Source organism: Hymenobacter profundi (assembly GCF_019334315.1).
Classification (GTDB): domain Bacteria; phylum Bacteroidota; class Bacteroidia; order Cytophagales; family Hymenobacteraceae; genus Hymenobacter; species Hymenobacter profundi.
In genome coordinates this window covers 23,318-43,013 of sequence record NZ_JAHWGL010000035.1, presented here as the reverse complement: position 1 = coordinate 43,013, position 19,696 = coordinate 23,318, and the positions used below count along the sequence as shown (strand labels likewise).

General features: G+C 58.4%; 15 protein-coding genes. 12 read left to right on the top strand and 3 right to left on the bottom strand.

Going from position 1 to position 19,696, the window contains the following annotated elements:
- Positions 1 to 101: 101 nt before the first annotated feature.
- Complete coding sequence (locus KYK14_RS10325; RefSeq protein WP_185280830.1) at positions 102 to 437, bottom strand: hypothetical protein; 336 nt, start codon at positions 435 to 437, stop codon at positions 102 to 104.
- 158 nt (positions 438 to 595) lie between these two features.
- Here KYK14_RS10325 and KYK14_RS10320 point away from each other — a divergent pair, with 158 nt between their 5' ends.
- On the top strand, positions 596 to 1,036 hold the full coding sequence (locus KYK14_RS10320) for a hypothetical protein (protein WP_219158776.1): 441 nt from the start codon (positions 596 to 598) through the stop codon (positions 1,034 to 1,036).
- A 72-nt stretch (positions 1,037 to 1,108) separates the two neighbouring features.
- On the opposite strand, the gene KYK14_RS10315 is transcribed toward KYK14_RS10320, so the two are convergent.
- On the bottom strand, positions 1,109 to 3,106 hold the full coding sequence (locus tag KYK14_RS10315) for a M1 family metallopeptidase (protein ID WP_219158775.1): 1,998 nt from the start codon (positions 3,104 to 3,106) through the stop codon (positions 1,109 to 1,111).
- Between the two features lie 193 nt (positions 3,107 to 3,299).
- On the opposite strand from KYK14_RS10315, the gene KYK14_RS10310 reads away from it, so the two are divergent.
- The 9 genes from KYK14_RS10310 to KYK14_RS10270 all read left to right on the top strand — a co-directional run bounded on the left by KYK14_RS10310 (position 3,300) and on the right by KYK14_RS10270 (position 12,280).
- Positions 3,300 to 4,790, top strand: coding sequence for an alpha-amylase family glycosyl hydrolase (locus KYK14_RS10310; protein ID WP_219158774.1), 1,491 nt, complete (start codon positions 3,300 to 3,302; stop codon positions 4,788 to 4,790).
- A gap of 225 nt (positions 4,791 to 5,015) precedes the next feature.
- On the top strand, positions 5,016 to 6,365 hold the full coding sequence (locus tag KYK14_RS10305; RefSeq protein WP_219158773.1) for an alpha-amylase family glycosyl hydrolase: 1,350 nt from the start codon (positions 5,016 to 5,018) through the stop codon (positions 6,363 to 6,365).
- A gap of 141 nt (positions 6,366 to 6,506) precedes the next feature.
- Positions 6,507 to 6,794, top strand: coding sequence for a barstar family protein (locus KYK14_RS10300; protein ID WP_219158772.1), 288 nt, complete (start codon positions 6,507 to 6,509; stop codon positions 6,792 to 6,794).
- 77 nt (positions 6,795 to 6,871) lie between these two features.
- The gene (locus KYK14_RS10295; protein WP_208308203.1) at positions 6,872 to 7,825 is read left to right on the top strand and encodes an aldo/keto reductase; all 954 of its coding nucleotides are present in this window, start codon (positions 6,872 to 6,874) and stop codon (positions 7,823 to 7,825) included.
- An 89-nt stretch (positions 7,826 to 7,914) separates the two neighbouring features.
- Complete coding sequence (locus KYK14_RS10290; RefSeq protein ID WP_219158771.1) at positions 7,915 to 8,619, top strand: DUF421 domain-containing protein; 705 nt, start codon at positions 7,915 to 7,917, stop codon at positions 8,617 to 8,619.
- Between the two features lie 49 nt (positions 8,620 to 8,668).
- Positions 8,669 to 9,538, top strand: a complete 870-nt coding sequence (locus KYK14_RS10285) for an AraC family transcriptional regulator (protein WP_219158770.1) — start codon at positions 8,669 to 8,671, stop codon at positions 9,536 to 9,538.
- A 153-nt stretch (positions 9,539 to 9,691) separates the two neighbouring features.
- Positions 9,692 to 10,102 (top strand): DUF983 domain-containing protein, encoded by a 411-nt coding sequence (locus KYK14_RS10280; RefSeq protein ID WP_243900330.1) that lies wholly within the window; start codon positions 9,692 to 9,694, stop codon positions 10,100 to 10,102.
- Positions 10,103 to 10,159: 57 nt separating this feature from the next.
- Positions 10,160 to 10,549, top strand: a complete 390-nt coding sequence (locus KYK14_RS10275; protein WP_219158769.1) for a VOC family protein — start codon at positions 10,160 to 10,162, stop codon at positions 10,547 to 10,549.
- A gap of 393 nt (positions 10,550 to 10,942) precedes the next feature.
- Positions 10,943 to 12,280: a T9SS type A sorting domain-containing protein gene (locus KYK14_RS10270; RefSeq protein ID WP_219158768.1), complete on the top strand. Its 1,338-nt coding sequence runs from the start codon at positions 10,943 to 10,945 to the stop codon at positions 12,278 to 12,280.
- A gap of 80 nt (positions 12,281 to 12,360) precedes the next feature.
- Here KYK14_RS10270 and KYK14_RS10265 read toward each other — a convergent pair whose 3' ends face one another.
- On the bottom strand, positions 12,361 to 15,852 hold the full coding sequence (locus KYK14_RS10265; RefSeq protein WP_219158767.1) for a carbohydrate-binding protein: 3,492 nt from the start codon (positions 15,850 to 15,852) through the stop codon (positions 12,361 to 12,363).
- A gap of 298 nt (positions 15,853 to 16,150) precedes the next feature.
- On the opposite strand from KYK14_RS10265, the gene serA reads away from it, so the two are divergent.
- Together serA and KYK14_RS10255 are read left to right on the top strand one after the other, a co-directional pair.
- The gene (gene serA, locus KYK14_RS10260; protein ID WP_219158766.1) at positions 16,151 to 18,055 is read left to right on the top strand and encodes a phosphoglycerate dehydrogenase; all 1,905 of its coding nucleotides are present in this window, start codon (positions 16,151 to 16,153) and stop codon (positions 18,053 to 18,055) included.
- 140 nt (positions 18,056 to 18,195) lie between these two features.
- Positions 18,196 to 19,674: a TlpA disulfide reductase family protein gene (locus KYK14_RS10255; protein ID WP_219158765.1), complete on the top strand. Its 1,479-nt coding sequence runs from the start codon at positions 18,196 to 18,198 to the stop codon at positions 19,672 to 19,674.
- Positions 19,675 to 19,696: the final 22 nt, after the last annotated feature.

The following is a 19,696-nucleotide window of genomic DNA, read 5'->3' as shown; positions in this document are numbered from 1 at the left end:
CAACTGGCATAAGGTCCTTCGCTCTGCTCAGGATGACAGGCGGGTTTCGTTGAAGTTGAAAGGCTTTTGCGCCCAACTCAACATCTAAAATTCGACACTCCCTACAACCCGGTGCGGATCTGGCCGGCGGCGGAGGCCAGCTTCTGGTTGAGGTGACGCAGGGCATCGTACTCGAAGCCGTGGCCGTCATAGGCAGCTTGGGCCGTGAGGTTGGAGAGGTTTTGCAGAGAATCAGCAATTTTGGTGATGTCGCTGCTGGTAGAGCCACCAATCATGCCGCGCAGGTGACGCATTTCGTCGACCATCGACGCGCTGATTTTGCCGTCGAAACCTTGCAGGCGGTTGATCCACTGGTCGAGCAGACCGGTGGCGTCCACGCGGTGCAGATCGTTGTCCATGGCGGCAATGGTGTTTTCGATATCGGAGGTAACAGACATGAGCAGGGAAATTGAAGAAGGAAAAACGGTTTTTCTACGGGCGCTTTACGGTGGCTGTTGCGGGCCGCCCATTGAGCCGGCAAGATAGGGGCATTATCTTCGACCACCAATTCTGACCCGCCAGACAGCCTTTTCGGTGCTGGCCTACCTCCTACCCTATGCGGCAGCACGTACGCGAGTGGTTGCGGCGCTACCTGCCGGCCGAGCTGGCCTCGGTGGCAGCCACGCTGCTGGGCGCGGCCCTGGCTTACGCCCTCACTCAGCAGCGCCTCACGGCTGCCCTCGCTGCCACCTGGGCCGGCAACGTGGCCTACTTCGGCCTGATCCTGGCCCGCGACGTGCGCACCACCCAGCGCCGCTTGCAGGCCACTGGTCATACCTACACTACCTCGGATTTGCTACGCAACCTGCGGGCGCTGGTGATTGAGTTTGGTGTGGCCGAAGTGCTCGACAGCTTCCTGATTCGCCCTACCCTACTGTACTACGTGCCGCTGTGGGTAGGCAATTTTGCCGGAGGTGTATTGCTGGCTAAGTTCGCGGCCGACGTCACGTTTTACGTGCCGGCCATTATCGGCTATGAGCTCAGTAAGAAAGGTTGATAACTACTAGTTGTTGGCTGTTAGCTTCCCATCGAACGAAAAGCTAACAGCCAACAGCTATTAGCTATCAGCTTATTTAAGCTCCATCGGCAGCCAGTAATTGTTGTTGGGATTCGCGTCGGGCAGTAGGTTGTCGGGGTTGAGGAGCACCAGAGCCAGGGGCGAGGTGGAGGGGTAGCGGAACGTCCAGGTGCCGCCGCGTTGCCACACTTCCACGGGTAGCTTCACGCGCCCTACCTTGCCATTGCTTTCACGCACGGCCACAAACACCGGCATGGCGGCGCGGTCCTTGTTTTCGATGGTGATGAGGGCACCCTGGGCAGGGTCCTGGTTCACATAGCTGACGGTGGTAACGGCCTGGTCGAGCAGCCAGTTTTCCAGAAACCACTCCTTCCAGAACCAACCCAAGTCCTCACCACCCACGTCTTCCATGGTCCGGAAGAAGTCTTTGGGGGTAGGGTGCTTGAAAGCCCAGCGCTTGATGTACGTGCGAAACGCGTAGTCGAACCGCTCCGGTCCCAAGATGGCCTCGCGCAATAGCACTAGCCCGAAGGCCGGCTTGGAGTAGGCCGCAAAGCCCAGATATTGGGATTGCGTGACGTCGGGTGCCGTGTAGGGCACATCGGCATCGGGCACCCGGAGCAGGTAAGGCAGAATGTACTTGGCGCTGTCGCTGTTAGGCTTGTACTCGCCGTTGTTGAAGTTGCGGGTGCTGTGAATGTTGATAAAGGTGTTGAAGCCCTCGTCCATCCACGGGTACTTGCGCTCGTTGGAGCCCACAATCATCGGAAACCAATTATGGCCGAACTCGTGGTCGGTCACGCTCCACAGGCGGCCGCCCTTCGAGTTGGCGCTGCAAAACACGATGCCCGGATACTCCATGCCGCCCACAATGCCCGCCACGTTGGTCGCCACGGGGTAGGTATATTCAAACCACTGCTTGGAGTTGTATTCGATGCTGTGCTTCACGTACTCCGTGGAGCGCCCCCAGGCCGAATCGGCAGCCACCTCGGGCGGGTAGAGCGACATAGCCAGCGACTTCTTGCCGCTAGGCAGGTTCATGCGGGCTGCGTCCCACACGAAGGCCGGCGAGGCGGCCCAGGCCACGTCGCGGGCCTGCTGGCAGCGGAAGTGCCACGTCAGGCGGCCGTTTTTGCCGGCCGGACGCGAGCTGGGTTGCGTCACCTCAGCGGGCGTGCGCACCATCACGGTTTTATCGGAGTTGGCGGCCTGTTGCAGGCGCTGCTGTTGGGCCGAGGTCAGCACTTCTTTGGGGTTCACCAACTCGCCCGAGCCGCCCACGATGTAATTGGCGGGCACGTTGATGGTATAGTCGAAGTCACCGTATTCAAGATAAAACTCGCCCGCGCCGAGGTAGGGCAGCGTATTCCAGCCCTCCACATCGTCGTACACGGCCATGCGCGGGTACCACTGCGCTATTTCGTAAATCTGGCCGTTGGGCGTCTGCTTACGGCCCAGACGGTCGGAGCCGTACTCCGGGATGTAGAACGAGTAGTCGATGCTGATGCGCAGCTTGTCGCCGTTGGGCTTCAGGGCCTCGGGCAGCTGAATCTGCATGCGCGTGTCCGTCACCACGTACTTGGCTGTGCTTTTCTTGCCGTGCAGCTCAATGCGCACCGTTTGGAGGCTGTCGCCACCGGCGGGCTCATCGGCCGCGTTGCCGAAGCGGGCGCCGTTGCGGGCCCCGCGGATGGGCGTTGTCAGGGCGCCGCGGGAGGTGCGCTTGAACAGGTTCTGATCGAGCTGCACCCACACGAAGGGTAGGGCGCTGGGGCTGTTGTTGGTGTAGGTGATGGTGACGGAGCCGTTGACCCGCTCCTGTTTTTCGTCCAGCGTAGCGTTGATCTGGTAGCTGGCCGCGTTTTGCCAGTAGGAAGCGCCGGGCTGGCCGCCGCCCGTGCGGTAGGCCGTACCGGGATCGTTCTGAAACAGCGGCGAAAACAGCGTGTGGGCGTCGTAGGTGCCAGCGTTGGGGGTTTGGACCTGGGCCTGGGCAGTAGCAGCCGTGAGGCCAACGGCAGCGGCTAATAGAAAACGAAGTTTACGCATTCAGCTAAAAGATGGGAATGGAGGGTGGTGGAATGGTCAAGACTAGTATGAAGGTGCCGACGAAGGTGCATCGGCATCCTGTCGTTTTTATGAACGACTCACATCTAGCTTTCAGATTGCACGGGAGACATAAAAGTTTTGTTTACGCCTCCCGCTATTACCATATAACATCCGAAAAGCACTATTTTTCGGCATGCGTTTCTGCCTTCTGCTGTTTGTAAGCCTGTTTCTCGCGGCTTGTCAGTCCAACCCTACCTGCCCGCCGCTGCCGGCGCCCTACACCATTCAGCACCCGGCCTGGGCGGCCCACGCCAGCATCTACCAGGTGAATGTGCGGCAGTACACGCCCGCGGGTACATTTCGGGCGTTTGAGGCGCATTTGCCCCGCTTGCAGCAAATGGGGGTAGGGATTTTGTGGCTGATGCCAGTGCAGCCCATCGGGGTGGAAAAACGCAAGGGCACGTTGGGCAGCCCCTACTCTATCCAGGACTACCGCGCCGTGAACTCCGAATTAGGTACGATGGCTGATTTGCAGCACCTAATTCAGGAAGCGCACCGGTTGGGCATGCATGTGATACTGGACTGGGTAGCCAACCACACCAGTTGGGACAGCGAGCTGGCCCAGCAGCATCCCGAATGGTTCACCAAAGGCGAAAACGGCGGCTTTGTAGCCCCTGTAGCCGATTGGCAGGACGTTATTGACCTCGATTATAGCAAGCCGGAGTTGCGCCAGTATATGACCGAAACCATGGCCTACTGGGTGAAAACCGCCGGGTTCGATGGCTTCCGTTGCGATGTGGCTGGCATGGTGCCCACCGATTTCTGGAACGACACGCGCCGGGAGCTGGAGAAAATTCAGCCCGTATTTATGCTGGCCGAGTGGGACGAGCTGCACCACCCGCCCTTCCTGAAAGCCGGCGAGTTCACGCCCAACACCCACCTGCTCGAACAGGCTTTCGATGCCACCTACGCCCTGCGCCTGCACTACTTGCTCGACAGCATCGCCCAGGGCAAACAGCCCGTGGCGGCCATCGACGCCTACCGACAAGCGGAGCGCGCCAAATACCCGGCGGGCATCTACCTGATGAATTTCACCAGCAGTCATGACGTGAACAGCTGGGACGGCACCGAGTATGAACGCCTGGGCGAAAACGCGCTGGCTATGGCTGTGCTCACCACTACCCTACCCGGCATTCCGATGGTGTATAGCGGGCAGGAAGCGGGCTTTGAACGGCGCCTGAAGTTCTTCGACAAAGACCAGATCGACTGGAACGCCTACCCTCTGGGCGACTTCTACACCAAGCTATTGCAACTCAAAAAGCGTAGCGCAGCCCTCACCAACGGTGACGCGTGCGCTACCTTCGAGCGCCTGTCCACGCCGGCTGGCGTGTATGCGTTCTACCGCCAGGGCCAGACGGTCCCTACCGATTCGGCCACTACAACGCCGGATACGCCCGCTACTGCGCGTCGCACCGGCAGCCGTGCACCAAGCACCGCCACGGTGGTGGTCTGCGTGAATCCCTCCGACCAGGAGCAGGCGTTTGGCCTACCCCAGGTGCCCGCAGGAACCTACCGCGAAATCTTCAGTGAGCGGACGTTGCGTCTGGGCGCTCGCAGCCGCGTCTCGCTCACGCCGCATGGGTACCAGGTATATGAGCTGATGGAAGCGGCAGCACAGGAGTAAAACGGTGTTGCCGGTCGGACGCCTAGGGCGTCGGACCGGTTGCCATTGCTGATGCCTGCGCCGCGGGGAGTAGGCGTCAGCAGGAGATTGGAGCAACGTAGCGACGATGACCGGTCGGACGCCTACGACGTCGGACCGGCAGGCGCAAACAATCAGACCGAACCGGACCTCCGGGCTGCTCTTGCGTATAGGACGGTACGTTTCGTTTCCGTCAACGCTGTTTTCATGCACGATTTCACCCCGCATCCGCACGAGCATTTATTTCAGGTTCAACACCCCGAGTGGGCTGCGCACGCCAGCATTTACGAAGTAAACGTGCGCCAGTACACGCCCGAAGGCACGTTTCGGGCGTTTGCCGAGCACCTGCCGCGCCTAGCGGCGATGGGCGTTGGCATTGTGTGGCTCATGCCGATTCACCCGATTGGGGAGCTGCACCGCAAGGGCACGCTGGGCAGCCAATACGCCGTGCGTGACTACTTCGCGGTGAATCCGGAGTTCGGCACGCTGGATGATTTGCGCTATGTGGTAGAAGAAGCGCACCGCCTGGACATGCACGTGATTCTGGACTGGGTAGCCAACCATACCAGTTGGGACAACCTGCTGGTAACCGAGCACCCCGAGTGGTTCACCAAGGACGAAAACGGCCAAATGGTGCCGCCCATTCCTGATTGGGAAGACGTGGTAGACTTGGACTACCACAGCCAGGAACTGCGCCGCTATATGACCGACGCCCTGCTCTATTGGGTGCGCGAGGCCGACATCGACGGCTACCGCTGCGACGTGGCCGGACTAGTGCCTACCGATTTCTGGGATGCTGCCCGCCAGGAGCTGGATCAGGTGAAACCCGTATTTATGCTGGCCGAGTGGGACGAGCTGTACCCCTCGGGCGGGCAAACCTGGGAGAACTTCAACAGCAACACCCGCCTGCTAGAGCGCGCCTTTGACATGACCTTTGGTCTGCGCCTCCACTATTTCCTCGACCACGTGGCTGAGGGCAAGCAACCGCTGCGCGAGGTAGATGCCTACCTCGCCGCCGAACGGGCCAAATACCCGCGTAATGTGTATCTGATGCACTTCACCAGCAACCACGACGTGAACAGCTGGGACGGCACCGAGTACGAGCGCCTGGGCGAAAACGCCCTACCCTTCGCCGTGCTGTGCACCCTGCTACCGGGTATGCCGCTGGTCTACACCGGTCAGGAAGCCGCTCTGAATAAGCGCCTCGCCTTCTTCGACAGAGATACGATTGACTGGAACGACTACCCCTTGCAGGCCTTCTACACCACGCTACTCCAGCTCAAAAAGCGCCACGCGGCCCTGCACAATGGCGTCCGCGAAAGCCGCTTCGAGCGGCTGCCAGCGCCAGATGCGGCTTATGCTTTTGTGCGTTGGCATGGAGAAGCGGCTGTGCTAGTGGTGGTAAACAGCACCCCTACTCCGCTGGAATGGGAACTACCCGACACCGTAACCAATGCCTGGTACGACGTGTTCAGCGGCCTTACGGAGGAGCTATTGCCGGGTAGGGCGCTGACGGTGGAAGCTCACGGCTGGCGGGTGCTGGAGTACGTAGCGTAAAAAGTCATTTGTATACCCTGTAGAGACGCATACTTGCGTCTCGTCGTTGAACGATTTGCGTCAGCACTGTTCTGGCGAACAACATCAGCAACGACGAGACGCAAGTATGCGTCTCTACATCCTGAAACTACCCACCCGCCCATGCCCGTTCCCCACCTCACCCTCGACCTTCGCGGCCTCACCACCAAGGCCGATTTGCATATGTTTTTCAAGCGGGAATTGGCGTTTGAGGACTGGTACGGTGTCAGCTGGGATGCTTTCTGGGACAGTATTGTGGCCATTGCCGATATGCCCATCATACTCACCTTGCAGCACTGGCAGGACTTCGCCGCGGCCTGCCCGCGGGACATGGAAATCCTGCGGCAGGTAGTGGCTGATTACAACGACTACGTGCCCGGCAAGCGCATCGAGCTGGACCCGCCGGCCTAAACTTATTGCTTGCCTATCGGGTACTACTACCCGGAGCCCTACCCGGTTCCTACCCACTTATTCTTTCAATCTTTCTCATGGAAAAACGCGAACTGGGCCGCTCTGGCCTGTATATCGCCCCGCTGGTGCTGGGCAGCAACGTATTTGGCTGGACCGCCGACGAACAAACTTCTTTCCGCGTACTCGACACGTTTGTGGGCGAGGGCGGCAACGCCATCGATACGGCCAACGTGTACTCGGCTTGGGTGCCTGGCCACCAGGGCGGCGAGTCGGAAACCATACTTGGCAAGTGGCTGCAACAACGCCACCGCCGCGACGACATCATTATCGCCACCAAGGTAGGGATGCAGATGGGCGACGGCTCCCAGGGCCTGGCCAAAGACTACATTAAGAAGTCGGTGGAAGCCTCGTTGCGCCGCCTGCAAACCGACTACATCGACCTGTACCAGTCGCACAAAGACGACGAGACGCTGCCCGTAGAGGAGCCCTTGCAGGCCTACGCCGAGCTGATTCAGGAAGGAAAAATCCGGGCCATTGGGGCCAGCAACTTCTCGGCTGAGCGCCTGCGTGCGGCCCTGCAAGCCAGCACCGACCAGGACCTACCCCGTTACGAGTCGCTGCAACCCGAGTACAACCTCTACGACCGGGAAGACTTCGAGAAGCAATTGCTGCCCGTGGTGCAGGAGTTCGGCATCGGCGTGATTCCGTATTACGGCCTGGCTTCGGGCTTCCTCACGGGCAAATACCGCTCAGAAGACGACTTGCAGAAAAGCCAGCGCGGTGGCGGCATCGGCAAGAAATACCTGAACGACCGGGGTTTCAAGGTGCTGGCCGCTCTGGATGAGGTAGCCGAACGCCACCACGCCACCCAGGCCCAGGTGGCCCTCGCCTGGATTATGGCCCAGCCCGGCCTCACGGCCCCCATTGCCAGTGCTACCAACATGGAGCAGGTGCGTGACATTATGAAGGCGACCATCCTCACGCTCAGCCCCGACGACGTAAAAATCCTGACCGACGCCAGCGCTTACTGAGGAGTTTACGTAGTAGCCCTACCCAACGGCCCGAATCCGCACGTGCGTGGTTCGGGCCGTTGGGTTTTGTAGCTATTTGCTTGTTTATTATGGAGCAGATTACTCCTTTCGATTGGCACCGCATGTTGTGGTCCGAGGATGCGCCGCCGGCTTTTTTGTGGGAAGTTCTGCTGCGCTGCGTTGTCACCTATCTGCTGGTGCTGGGCGCTCTGCGCGTAACGGGTAGGCGCGGCGTGCGGCAGTTGTCCATCTTCGAGCTGAGCATCATTCTGGCCCTGGGCTCGGCCGGCGGCGACGCCATGTTTTACCAAGATGTGCCCCTGCTGCACGTGGCGGTGGTGTTCGTGGTAGTGCCCACATTGTACCTGATTTTCAACCGGATAACCGAGAAGTCGGTAAAGTTCAGCAACTGGCTGGAAGGTGCTACCATCTGCCTGATTGAGGACGGTGTGATTGACATAGAGGAGTTTCGCAAGCACAACCTTACCTATAAGGAGCTGTTTGGTGAGTTGCGCCAGCGGCAGGTAGAGCACCTGGGGCAGGTGCGCAAAATGTATATGGAGGCTACCGGCGAAATCAGCGTCTTTTTCTACCCCACCACCGAACCCGTGCGCCCTGGCCTACCTATTTGGCCCGAGGTACTGAAAACAGCGCAGGCCCACGTAGCGGAGCCCGGCAGCTATGCCTGCACCGAATGTGGCCGTGTTGTGGAGCTGCCGGCGGCTACGTCCGTTTGCACCGGCTGCCACCAGAACTGCTGGGTACCCGCCTGCACCCGCCAGCGAGAGACATAGGCAATTAGGCCGCTACGTTACTATAGCGCCGCCGGTCTACCTTGCACCCATGAAATTGTCGACAACGCTTCCCGTGCTGGGGTTGGCTTCTTTTCCAGGCATACCTGTGCAGCGACCCTATTACGCGGAGCACCTACAGACACACGTTGCCAACTTTCCTCACGTTGCCACGGCCCATGCCCACGATTTCTACCTGCTGCTATACGTAACGGCCGGCCATGGCACGCACACCATCGATTTGGTTACGTACGACCTGCGGCCAGGAAGTTTGTTTTTTATAGCGCCTGGCCAAGTGCACCGCTGGCACTTGTCTGCCGATGTGCAGGGCATTATTGTTTTTTTCACGGCTGATTTCTACCTGTTTCGGTATCCGGAGAATCAGCTGTTTAATTACCCTTTTTTCACTCCCGCACAGCTGCCCGTTCTCTACCTGGTTCCCAACGAAACCGAGCTATACCCGCTGTTTGCCCGGCTGCTGGCAGAAAATACCACTGCCCATTCCAATCAGGCTGAAGTAGTTCGTTCCTACCTGCACTTGTTGCTAGAGCTGGCTACCCGCCACTACGCCCAGCCCGATACCGCACTGCCTACCCTCAGCCACAGCGAAGCACAAATCCGGGAATTTGGCCGCCTACTCAACCAACACTTTCGCACGCACCGCACCGTGCATGCCTACGCTCACTTGCTGCACCTCACGGCCAACCACCTGAACGCCGTGTGCCGACAGCGACTCAATAAAACAGCCAGCTCTCTCATTCACGAACGGGTAGTGATGGAAGCACAGCGCCTACTTACGCACTCGGCGCAGTCGGTGGCACAGGTAGCAGCAGCCTTGGGCTTCGAAGATGCCTCTTACTTCAGCCGATACTTCCGCAAATACAGCGGCCAAACGCCCGAAGTCTTTCGGCGGACCCGTTGATTTGTCCTGTAGTTGCCCGCAAGTAGTCCGTGCAGACTCGGGCCGGGCAAGGTACTTTTGCACCTGTTGTGGGGTACTCTTCTTACAAGAACCAGCCACAGCTTCCTATTGCGCGTAGAATGGCTATTGCGCGTTCTTTTTTCCTGCTGCCCTATGCAACCTATCCAATCGTCTGTTCTTGCTTCGCTTGCTCAGCGCTGCCCACGCTGCCACCAGGGGCCGCTGTTTACGCACGGCGCCTACAATCTTTCGCACTTCACCGATATGCCCGAACGCTGCCCCGTGTGTGGGCAGGCCTACGAACCAGAAACTGGTTTCTACTGGGGCGCTATGTACATCAGCTTTGCCTTCAGCACGGGCATTATGTTGATAGTGGGCGTGCTGCTCTACTACCTCGCCGGCGACCCCGACACGTGGGTGTATGTGTCGGCGGTGGCTTTGGTGACGGTGGTGCTGTCTCCGCTCAGCCTGCGCTACTCCCGCACCTTCATGCTCTACCTGTTTGGCGGCATCAGCTACGACCCTGATTGGGCCAACCACGCGCCCGTGCGGCGGCGCGGGTAGCAAAACCTTTCACTAGCAGTTGCTTAAATAAAACCTTACCGTAAAAGAGCACAGCCTATGCTTGCGCTGCAACGCGTCCATCACATTGCCATTATCTGCACCAATTACCCCGTCTCAAAGCACTTTTATACGCAGGTGCTAGGCTTGCAGGTAGAGCGCGAGGTGTACCGCGAGGCGCGCGACTCTTGGAAGCTGGATTTGCTGCTGGATGGGCAATACATTATCGAGTTATTTTCGTTTCCTACCCCGCCGCCCCGCCCCAGTCGGCCCGAGGCGGCGGGCCTGCGCCACTTGGCCTTCGCCGTAGCCGATCTGGATGCAGCCGTGGCGCACCTGATGCAGCACAACGTCCAGACCGAGCTCATTCGGGTAGACGAGTTTACCGGACGGCGCTTCACGTTCTTCGCCGACCCCGACGGCCTACCTCTGGAGCTGTACGAGGGGTAGATTTTCCACTACTGGTCTTAGCAGCAGAAGCCAACAGCCGCGCGCTCGTTGGCTTTTTTGCGTGGGGTGATATAGCAATATTTCATTGTAATACTCTTGTCTCAGCGCAGGCTAAGACAATGCTCCGCTCTACTATATTTCTATTTCTCTTTTTAGGAATAATAGCGTATAGATAGTCTATTATTCATTCTATCGTGCACAACTGAACATTCGCCGAAATAGATGTACATACACTAATACGCATTCTACCTTTGCTGCATCCAATTAGTATTTCTTCTACCCGTTGTTATGCAGCATTTCACCCAGCGTTTACTAGCAGTACTTTTCTTTGTTATCCTAGCTGGAAGCACCCGTGCTCAGACTGTAGTAAACCTTGCTCTGAATCAGCCTACTATGGCTTCGTCTTTCGAAAACGAAGCTAGCTACCCCGCTTCTGCGGCCACCGATGGTAAGTTAAATACGCGGTGGTCGAGCCAGTTTAAGCACGATCCGGAATGGATTTATGTAGACCTGGGCTCTATCGTTTCATTTGATCGGGTGAAACTGAATTGGGAAGGAGCCTATGCTAAAGACTACCTTCTTCAGATATCCAATAATGGGACTAGCTGGACAACAATCCGTACTATCACCGGCAATACGGAACTGGTAAACGACTTTTCGGCGCTGCATGCCATGGCCCGTTACGTGCGGGTATACGGCACCGCCCGCAGTCAGGAGTTATATGGCTATTCGCTGTTTGAGATTGGGGTGTATAATGTATCCAATCTAGCCTTTGGGAAGCCCGGCACTGCTTCCTCTACCCTCGGCAACAACACCACAGCCAACGCATTTGATGAGAAAGACAACACACGCTGGGAAAGTACCCACGGCATCGACCCAGGCTGGCTGTACGTGGACTTGGGCCAAGTATATACCATCAACGAAATCAAGCTAATCTGGGAAACTGCAGCCGGCAAAGACTTTCTGGTGCAGGTATCCAACGATGCCACTACCTGGACTACCGTACGGAAGGTGGCCGGTAATACCAGCCTCCTCAACGATTATGCTGGTCTGAACGTGCAGGGCCGCTACGTACGGATGTATGGCACCGCCCGCACCACTCAGTATGGCTATTCGCTCTACGAGTTTGCGGTATATGGTTCCGGTAACGGCGCCGCCTTGGTTCCCCTACCCGTCACGCTAACGTCTTTCACGGCGGCGGCAAGCCACAACGGCGTGCAGCTGTGCTGGACCACGGCCACCGAGAAAGACAACCAGGGTTTTGAGGTGCAACGCTCCGTGGATGGTGCTGCCTTTGAGCGTGTTGCTTACCAGCGCGGTGCCGGCACCAGCACCAGCACACGCTCCTACCACTACCTGGATACCAACGCCCCAACGGGCCTGGTGTACTACCGCCTGCTCCAAACCGACACCGACGGCACCACTACGTACAGTCCAGTAATAGCCACACAAGTAACTCGTCAGGAAGCTGTTGTATCTGTTACCTACAGCGTCTACCCCAACCCTGCCACGGAAGAAGCCCACCTGGCCTGGACCACCACCGCCCCCACGCCGGTTGTACTGCACGTATACGATGCCCAAGGCAAAGCCATAGCCCAGCGTACGTTGACGGAGGAATACGGCCAGAACAGCCTGGTCCTCGATCTGCACTCCTACCCCACTGGTATCTACTTCCTAGCCCTGCGCAATGCTACCGGCGTGGTGTATCAAACCAGAGTGGTGAAACAGTAAGCTGCTGGTCTAGCAAACAGAAAAGCCCGCTACCATTGGTTGGTAGCGGGCTTTTCTGTGTTTCATTGGCAAGAGGTAGCTTACTCTACTATCAATTTCTGCACTACGCTGCGGTTCGGCAGCTCAGCTTCGAGCAGATATACTCCCTTCGCGAGGGTGTGCCGCACGGTCATTTCGGTGGCATTTTTGGGAGGAACCTGCACAAGCACTTCCCTACCCGTGAGGTCGCGCACCACCACGCGGGTAGGCTGCTGCCGGCCGTCTTCGAACCGCACCCGGAAGCTGCCGCGGCTGGGATTGGGGTAGACTGACAGGATAGCCGCAGCCTGTGCGGTTTTGTTGCTAAGCGTTGATTGATACTTGAATTCCAGCCAGTTCAGGTTGAAGGAGCTGGTCTGCATCAGCACGCGCAGCACGTGGCGCCCGGCGGTAAGCGGCACCAGGGTAGGCGCCGTGAAGGTGCGCCAGGTTTGCCAGCCGCCCGTGACGGCAAACGCGGCCGTGTGCAGGTCTTGGGCCGTGCCGCTGTCCATCAGCTGGAGCTTCACCGCCCCCGCCGTCGACTCGCTGGCCACGCGGTAGTCTACCTGGTACATGCCCGACTGGTTTACGCGCACCACGTACTCCAGGTAGTCGCCGGGGTCGGCGTGGCCCACGTTGAGGCCACCGTCGGTGTCGGAGCTGTTTTCGGTTTCGAGGCCACTGTTGACGGTGAAGTTGGCCGCCTTGATTTTGCCCGGAATCAGGTTGGTAATAACTTCTACTTTATTGATGATGAACTGAACATCAAAAGCTTGCAGCGCCTCGCCGGTGGTGGCTTTCACGTCGCCCGTCCCGTCGTAGCTCACCTTCACCACGGTAGTAGGCGTGGCGGCTTGTGGCAGCACCAACACCACTTGCTGAGTGGCGTTCAGCGAAGCAGCACCAATGGTAGCGGCCGTACCATTCAGCAGCAAGCCAAAGCCTTTATTGCTGACGGAGGTAGGCGCCACGGGCCGGTTCAGCGTCAACAGCACGGCCGTGCCATCTGCATTAGTCTCACCCGACACCACGCGCAGCGGCGTACCGGCTGGCACGCTGGTCAGGCGGAACTGCATCCAGTTCAGATTGAACTCGCCCGATACCACATCGATGCGCAGCTGCTGGTCGCCGGCAGTCAGGCTAAAGGGCTTGCCCGACACGGTTTGCCAGGTTTGCCAGCCGTTGGTGCGGGCCACCGTGAGGGTTTCCAGCAGCGTCGTCTGCCCATTCACCACGCTCGACACGTTGATGACGCTGGGGCCGGCGTTGTCGCTGGCTACGCGGTAGTCTACCTGGTAGGTGCCGGTTTCCTTCACCGTCACGTTGTAGCCGAAATAGTCGCCGGGGTTGAGGTAGCCCACCTGTGAGCCGCCGCCCACGTCGGCCGCACCGCCGATGCTCACGCCTTCATTCACGTCGAGGTTCTCGGCCTCCAGGCGCCCCGGAATGATTTTCTGCGTGGCCGGATTCACCAAATCCACCATCACGGGCTGGTTGGTGAAAGCGGCCAGCGCCACGCCGGCGTCGTTGGCGACGGCAGTGCCAGCGTAGCTCACCGTCACCACGTCACCGTAGGTCACAGGCTGGGCCAGCGTGAGCGTGAGCCGCTGCGGGCTACCCGCGGGCTGCGCTGCCGCGCTGACGGTTGCATTCGTGCCGTTCACCTGCACCGAGAAGCCCGCGGGCGTCGTCACGGCCGCCAGCGCCTGATTAAACGTCAGCACAATGCTTTTGCCTACCTCAGCCGTGCTGGCTGAAAGCAGTTGCGGCGCCGCCGTGGCCGCGTGCGGAGCACTGAATTGCAGGTAGTTGAGGTTGAATCCACCATTCACCACGTACAGGCGCAACTGGTTGGTGCCGGCTGTCAGGTACAGGTCCTTGATGTCGGCTGAGGTCCATTTCGACCAGTCGCCGGAACTGGGTAGGGTGACGGTTTTAGTGAGCGGCACGCCGTTGCTGGTCAACCGAATCTGCCCGCCGCCGCTGGCCGAGGCAATGCGCACCTCCACATCGTAGAGGCCGGTGGTAGGCACTTGCACGGTGTATTGTAGCCATTCGCCGGTCGAAATCCAACCCACACCGTAACCCGTGCTCACGGCGTCGGAGTTGCCTTCAATATCCACCCCGTCGTTGCGGTAGCTCCAGCCTTGGTTCCAGGCCTGATAGGTGTTGGTATTGGTATGGTACGTGGCCGTGTCGAGGTCGTAGTAGGCGGCACCGTTGCGGCCCAGGTCGTAGTCGACGGCAAACAGCGGCGTAGTTGTATTGAGCGTGTAGCGCTTAAAAGCCTTGGTAGCCCCAGGCGTTTGCACCTGCCGGAACATTGCGTCGATATAATCGGGGTGATAGAAGCAGTTTTCTACCTTGTAGTTAGTGGCCAGCGCCAGCAGCGCAGCCGAGGCCTCGGCCGCCGAAGGCTGCGTGCCGGTGCCCTTCCAGTAGTCCAGCAGGCGCTGGTAGCTGGCGGGCTTGCGCACTTCCAGCGGCGTGTTCAGCCCTACCTTCTTATACGTCCACCACGACCAGCCAATGTGGTTGTCTTCCAGCAGCTTAATGGCGGCGCGGTGCCAGGGGTTGGAGTTCTCGCCCGACTCGCCCATCCACAGCGGCACGTTGTAGCGGCTGCTCAGATCCAGCATTCCCTGGATAGAAGCCTTGTCGTTGTAGTTCCAGTATTTATGGAAGCTCAGCACCACGTTGTTGTCGCTCATGGGCCACAAGCCGTTGTGGTTGTTGGCGAAGCAATTGCCTTCGATGTAGATAATATGCTGCTTATCCACCTCCCGGATAGCGGCGGTGATGTCGGTGAGCAGGGCTTTGAGCGGGGCGTTGGTCTGCTCGTCGCAGCCCTGGGCGCCGGCGCCAGCCGTGAAGTTCCAGTTGGTTTCGTTGATGAGGTCGTAGCCGCCAATCCAGGGCTCATTGGCGTAGTGCTCGGCAATGCGCCGCCACAGGGCCACCGTTTTTTGGCGGTTGGCCGCGCTTTCCCACAGGGCGGGCTTGCTGGGGTCGTAGTCCGATATAGCGGCATCCTTGCCCTGGCCGCCGGGGGTAGCGTGCAGGTCCAGAATCAAATACACGTGGTTGGCCTTGCACCACTCCAACAAGCGGTCGGTCAGCTCGAAACCCTTCGGCCGCCAGGTATTCTGCCCGGCCACCGGCTCCTCCTCAATGGGCGCCGTGAACAGGTTGTAGTGCAGGGGTAGGCGGATAGAGTTGAAGCCCCAGCGCGCCAGCGAATCCACGTCGCGCTTGGTGATGTAGTTATCGAGCCAGGCGTCGTAGAACGCTTGGGTTTGCGCGTCGCCTACTAGGCCCTTGATCTTGGCGCGCAGCTCGTGCTGGGTGTTGGCAACGCTCTCCGTTTGTAGCATGTAGCCTTCTTGTAGCATCCAGCCGCCCAGGCCCATGCCGCGTAGCAGCACCTCCTGCCCTTGGTCGTTCACGATGCGGCGGCCGTCGGCGCGCAGTAGTTGGCCGTAGCCGGGAGCAGCGCCCAGCAGCAACAATAGCAAGAGCCAGACGGCCCGTGCGGGTAGCATTTTTTTCATGCGAATGGTGGAATTTGGAAAGGTTAGGGGTCGGAAGGGTAGGCGGCACGCACGAGGGCACCACGGGGTAGCAAGCGGCGCATACAGCAGCCGCACTTACTGGATAATAGCCTGAATAAAAGATAAAAATCAGGTACTTGAAAGCGCTGCTTTGCGTAAATCACCCCATCTTTCCAGTCAGAATCCGGTTGCGTGTGCTGTAAGCGTATAGCCCATAACCGTAAAAAATTGCGCAACACAGCGTGTTCTACCTTTCAGATGCGCTTGTTCCGTCATTCTGTTCTACCTTGCTTTTTCTATGTCTTCTCCTCCTACTGCTCCCCTCCCCTACCTCATCATCGACTTCGACAGCACGTTCACGCAAGTGGAAGGCCTCGACGAGCTAGCCGACATTGCCCTCACTGGCGACCCCAGCCGGGAGAAAATTGTGGGCGAAATCCGCGCCCTCACCGACCAGGGCATGAACGGCAGCATTAATTTTTCGGAGTCGTTGCGGCGGCGGCTGGCCTTGCTGCCGGCCCGACGCGAGCACCTGCCGCTGCTGGTAGAGCGTTTGAAAGGCAAAGTGTCGGACAGTATCCGGCGCAACGGCGACTTTTTCCGGCAGTTTCCGGGGCGGGTGTATATTATTAGTAGTGGCTTCCGGGAATTTATTGAGCCGGTGGTAGCCGATTTCGGCATCACCGCCGACTACGTGCTGGCCAATACCTTCACCTACGACCAGGAAGGCCGCATCACCGGCTTCGACCCGGAGAATGTGCTCAGCCGCGACGGTGGCAAGATTGAGCAACTGCGCCGCCTCGACCTGACCGGCGACGTGTATGCCCTCGGCGACGGCTACACCGACTACCAGATCCGCGAGGCCGGCCTGGCCAACCGCTTCTACGCCTTCACCGAAAACGTGTCGCGCGAGGCCGTAGTGGCCCGCGCCGACGAGATTCTACCTTCTTTCGACGAGTTTTTGTACCAGAACAAACTACCCATGTCGCTTTCCTACCCCAAAAACCGCATCCGCGTCTTGCTACTCGAAAATGTTGAAGCCTCGGCCGAAAAGCTGTTCCGCGACGAAGGCTACCAGGTAGATATTGTGGCTGGCGGGCTGGACGAGGACGAGCTGGTGGAGCGCATTCAGGGCGTGAGCATCCTGGGTATTCGCTCCAAAACCAACGTTACGCAGCGCGTGCTGGACGCCGCCAACCGTCTCATTGCGGTGGGCGCCTTTTGCATCGGCACCAACCAGATTGACCTCACGGGTTGCATGAAAAAGGGCGTGGCCGTGTTCAACGCCCCCTTCAGCAACACCCGCTCGGTGGTGGAACTGACACTGGCCGAAATCATTATGCTGGCCCGCCGCATTCCGGAGAAAAACCCCAAGATGCACCAGGGCGAGTGGGACAAGTCGGCGAAGGGTGCGTTTGAGATTCGCGGCAAAAAGCTGGGCATTGTGGGCTACGGCAACATCGGGGCGCAGCTCTCAGTAGTGGCCGAGGCAGTGGGCCTGCAAGTGTACTACTACGATGTGGCCGAGAAGCTGCAACTCGGCAACGCCACCAAGTGCCGCACCCTCGACGAGTTGCTGCAACAAGCCGACATCGTGACCCTGCACATCGACGGCCGGCCCGAGAACAAGAACTTCATCGGGGCCGAGCACTTTGCCCAGATGCAGCCCGGTGCGCTGTTCATCAACAACGCCCGCGGCCACGTGGTAGACGTGCCCGCCCTGGCCGAAGCTCTGCGCTCGGGCCACCTGGGCGGTGCGGCCATCGACGTATTCCCGCACGAGCCCAAGACCAACGACGAAAGCTTTGAAAGCGAGCTGCGCGGCCTACCCAACGTGCTGCTCACGCCCCACATTGGCGGCAGCACGGCCGAGGCCCAGCGCAACATTGCGCACTTTGTGCCCGAACGCATCATGGACTACATCAACAGCGGCAACACCCAGCAGAGCGTCAACTTCCCCAACATCCAACTGCCCGAGCAGCAGGCGCACCGCCTCATCCACATTCACGCCAACGTACCCGGCGTGCTGGCCCGCATCAACAACGTGCTGGCTACCCGCCACGTGAACATTTTGGGGCAGTACCTGAAAACCAACGAGCACATCGGCTACGTGATTACCGATGTAGACAAGCAATACGAGCCCGAGCTGCTGGACGAATTGCGCCAGGTAGAGCACACCATTAAGTTCCGGGTGCTATATTAGGCTGTCTTTCAGCCACCTGCCGTGCTAAGCGCCGCGCAAAACCCAGGGAGACGCCGCCCGGGTTTTGCGCGGCGCTTGGCATTTAGGCCAGGTAAAATTATATGTGTAGTACCTGTTCTTTCACTTATAACTCTATTTCAATGAAAAAGTATCTGCTTGTTTTATTTCTCGCGGCGCCTTGGGTAGCACAGGCGCAAACACCTATTCCTTTCACCGTGAAAGGCACTATTGGCAAGCTAAATCCACCAGATAAGGTGTATATGTTGTGCGATGGTGATTTTATCGCTTCTGCCTCGCCCATCAACGGTGTATTTGAAATAACAGGCACTGTTGATACGCCCCGTTGGGCGTGGCTATTGTTGGCGCGGGATGGTAAAAGTGTTTACACTGTGGGAGCTGAACGATTATCGTTGTTCTTGAGCAAAGGCACTATCACAGTAAGCAGCACCGATTCGATACACAAAGCCATCATCAAGGGACCAAAACCCATGATGGAGTATCAGGCGCTACAAGCATCTATTAAACAGGCGTACACCGACCACCGACGCCAACCAGCACCCCATACTACCGACACGCTAATAATTAAGAACTGGCGAAAGGCGCAAGACTCGATTTTTAGTAGGAAGAGCACCCAGATACTCAAAGCATACGCCCAGGCTAATCCTACCTCTTTTGTAAGTTTGGATGCCCTCCAACGAGCCGGGGGAATATCTGTGCCCAACTATGAGGAGGTAGGGCTACTGTACCAGAAACTCAGCCCAGAGGTGCGCAATAGCCCCGAAGGCCGGAAGTACGGCGAACTGCTACAGGTGGTCAAGAAGGCGAGTAGTCCACCAGCAAGCGCCTACCGCGTTACGGCGAAGATGCCCAACCAAGTAGCCGGCGCGAAATCACAAGCCCTTCCAGTTGTCCCAGATTCGGTGATAAGGAAGGCGGTTATGCAGTACCAAGAATCGCAGGCAGCCACTTATCAGGCCGTACATGAGCATCGCCGCAAGGCACGTAATCAACAACTGGCCGCCTACGTCAAAGCTCATCCCGATTCCTACGTCAGCTTGGACGCTGTGATGCAGATTGGTGGCCCGGTACCAGACTACGCCGAAGTAGCTCCACTTTACAAAGCGCTATCACCTGCAATAAAAAACACATCAGAAGGTAAGAAATACGGCGAGAAGTTATCCGTTTTGGCTGCTACTGCCGTGGGTGCGCAGGCCCCTGGCTTCACCCAGCCAACGCCCGAGGGCAAACAAGTATCATTGGCTGACTACCGCGGCAAATATGTATTAATTGATTTCTGGGCCTCGTGGTGCGGGCCGTGCCGGGCCGAAAATCCTAACGTTGTAAAACTTTATAATGATTTCAAGCACAAGAAGTTCGATGTTTTGAGCGTTTCACTTGACAGTGAAGAAGACCGCGAAAAATGGCTAAAGGCTGTGCAAACGGACCAACTCGCCTGGACGCAGGTATCGGACCTGAAAGGCTGGGACAATCAGGCGGCCAAGCTCTACCACATACAAGCCATTCCACAGAACTTCCTGGTAGACCCCAGCGGCAAAATCGTAGCCACTAACCTGCGCGGCGACGAGTTGCAGGCGGCTTTAGACAAGTATATCAAGTAGCACACAAACGCTTTATTCTTTC

Bases quoted from the DNA above. Each gene is read 5' to 3' on its own strand.
- KYK14_RS10325 (WP_185280830.1), bottom strand. From the start codon at position 437: ATGTCTGTTACCTCCGATATCGAAAACACCATTGCCGCCATGGACAAC.
- KYK14_RS10320 (WP_219158776.1), top strand. From the start codon at position 596: ATGCGGCAGCACGTACGCGAGTGGTTGCGGCGCTACCTGCCGGCCGAG.
- KYK14_RS10315 (WP_219158775.1), bottom strand. From the start codon at position 3,106: ATGCGTAAACTTCGTTTTCTATTAGCCGCTGCCGTTGGCCTCACGGCT.
- KYK14_RS10310 (WP_219158774.1), top strand. From the start codon at position 3,300: ATGCGTTTCTGCCTTCTGCTGTTTGTAAGCCTGTTTCTCGCGGCTTGT.
- KYK14_RS10305 (WP_219158773.1), top strand. From the start codon at position 5,016: ATGCACGATTTCACCCCGCATCCGCACGAGCATTTATTTCAGGTTCAA.
- KYK14_RS10300 (WP_219158772.1), top strand. From the start codon at position 6,507: ATGCCCGTTCCCCACCTCACCCTCGACCTTCGCGGCCTCACCACCAAG.
- KYK14_RS10295 (WP_208308203.1), top strand. From the start codon at position 6,872: ATGGAAAAACGCGAACTGGGCCGCTCTGGCCTGTATATCGCCCCGCTG.
- KYK14_RS10290 (WP_219158771.1), top strand. From the start codon at position 7,915: ATGGAGCAGATTACTCCTTTCGATTGGCACCGCATGTTGTGGTCCGAG.
- KYK14_RS10285 (WP_219158770.1), top strand. From the start codon at position 8,669: ATGAAATTGTCGACAACGCTTCCCGTGCTGGGGTTGGCTTCTTTTCCA.
- KYK14_RS10280 (WP_243900330.1), top strand. From the start codon at position 9,692: ATGCAACCTATCCAATCGTCTGTTCTTGCTTCGCTTGCTCAGCGCTGC.
- KYK14_RS10275 (WP_219158769.1), top strand. From the start codon at position 10,160: ATGCTTGCGCTGCAACGCGTCCATCACATTGCCATTATCTGCACCAAT.
- KYK14_RS10270 (WP_219158768.1), top strand. From the start codon at position 10,943: ATGGCTTCGTCTTTCGAAAACGAAGCTAGCTACCCCGCTTCTGCGGCC.
- KYK14_RS10265 (WP_219158767.1), bottom strand. From the start codon at position 15,852: ATGAAAAAAATGCTACCCGCACGGGCCGTCTGGCTCTTGCTATTGTTG.
- serA (WP_219158766.1), top strand. From the start codon at position 16,151: ATGTCTTCTCCTCCTACTGCTCCCCTCCCCTACCTCATCATCGACTTC.
- KYK14_RS10255 (WP_219158765.1), top strand. From the start codon at position 18,196: ATGAAAAAGTATCTGCTTGTTTTATTTCTCGCGGCGCCTTGGGTAGCA.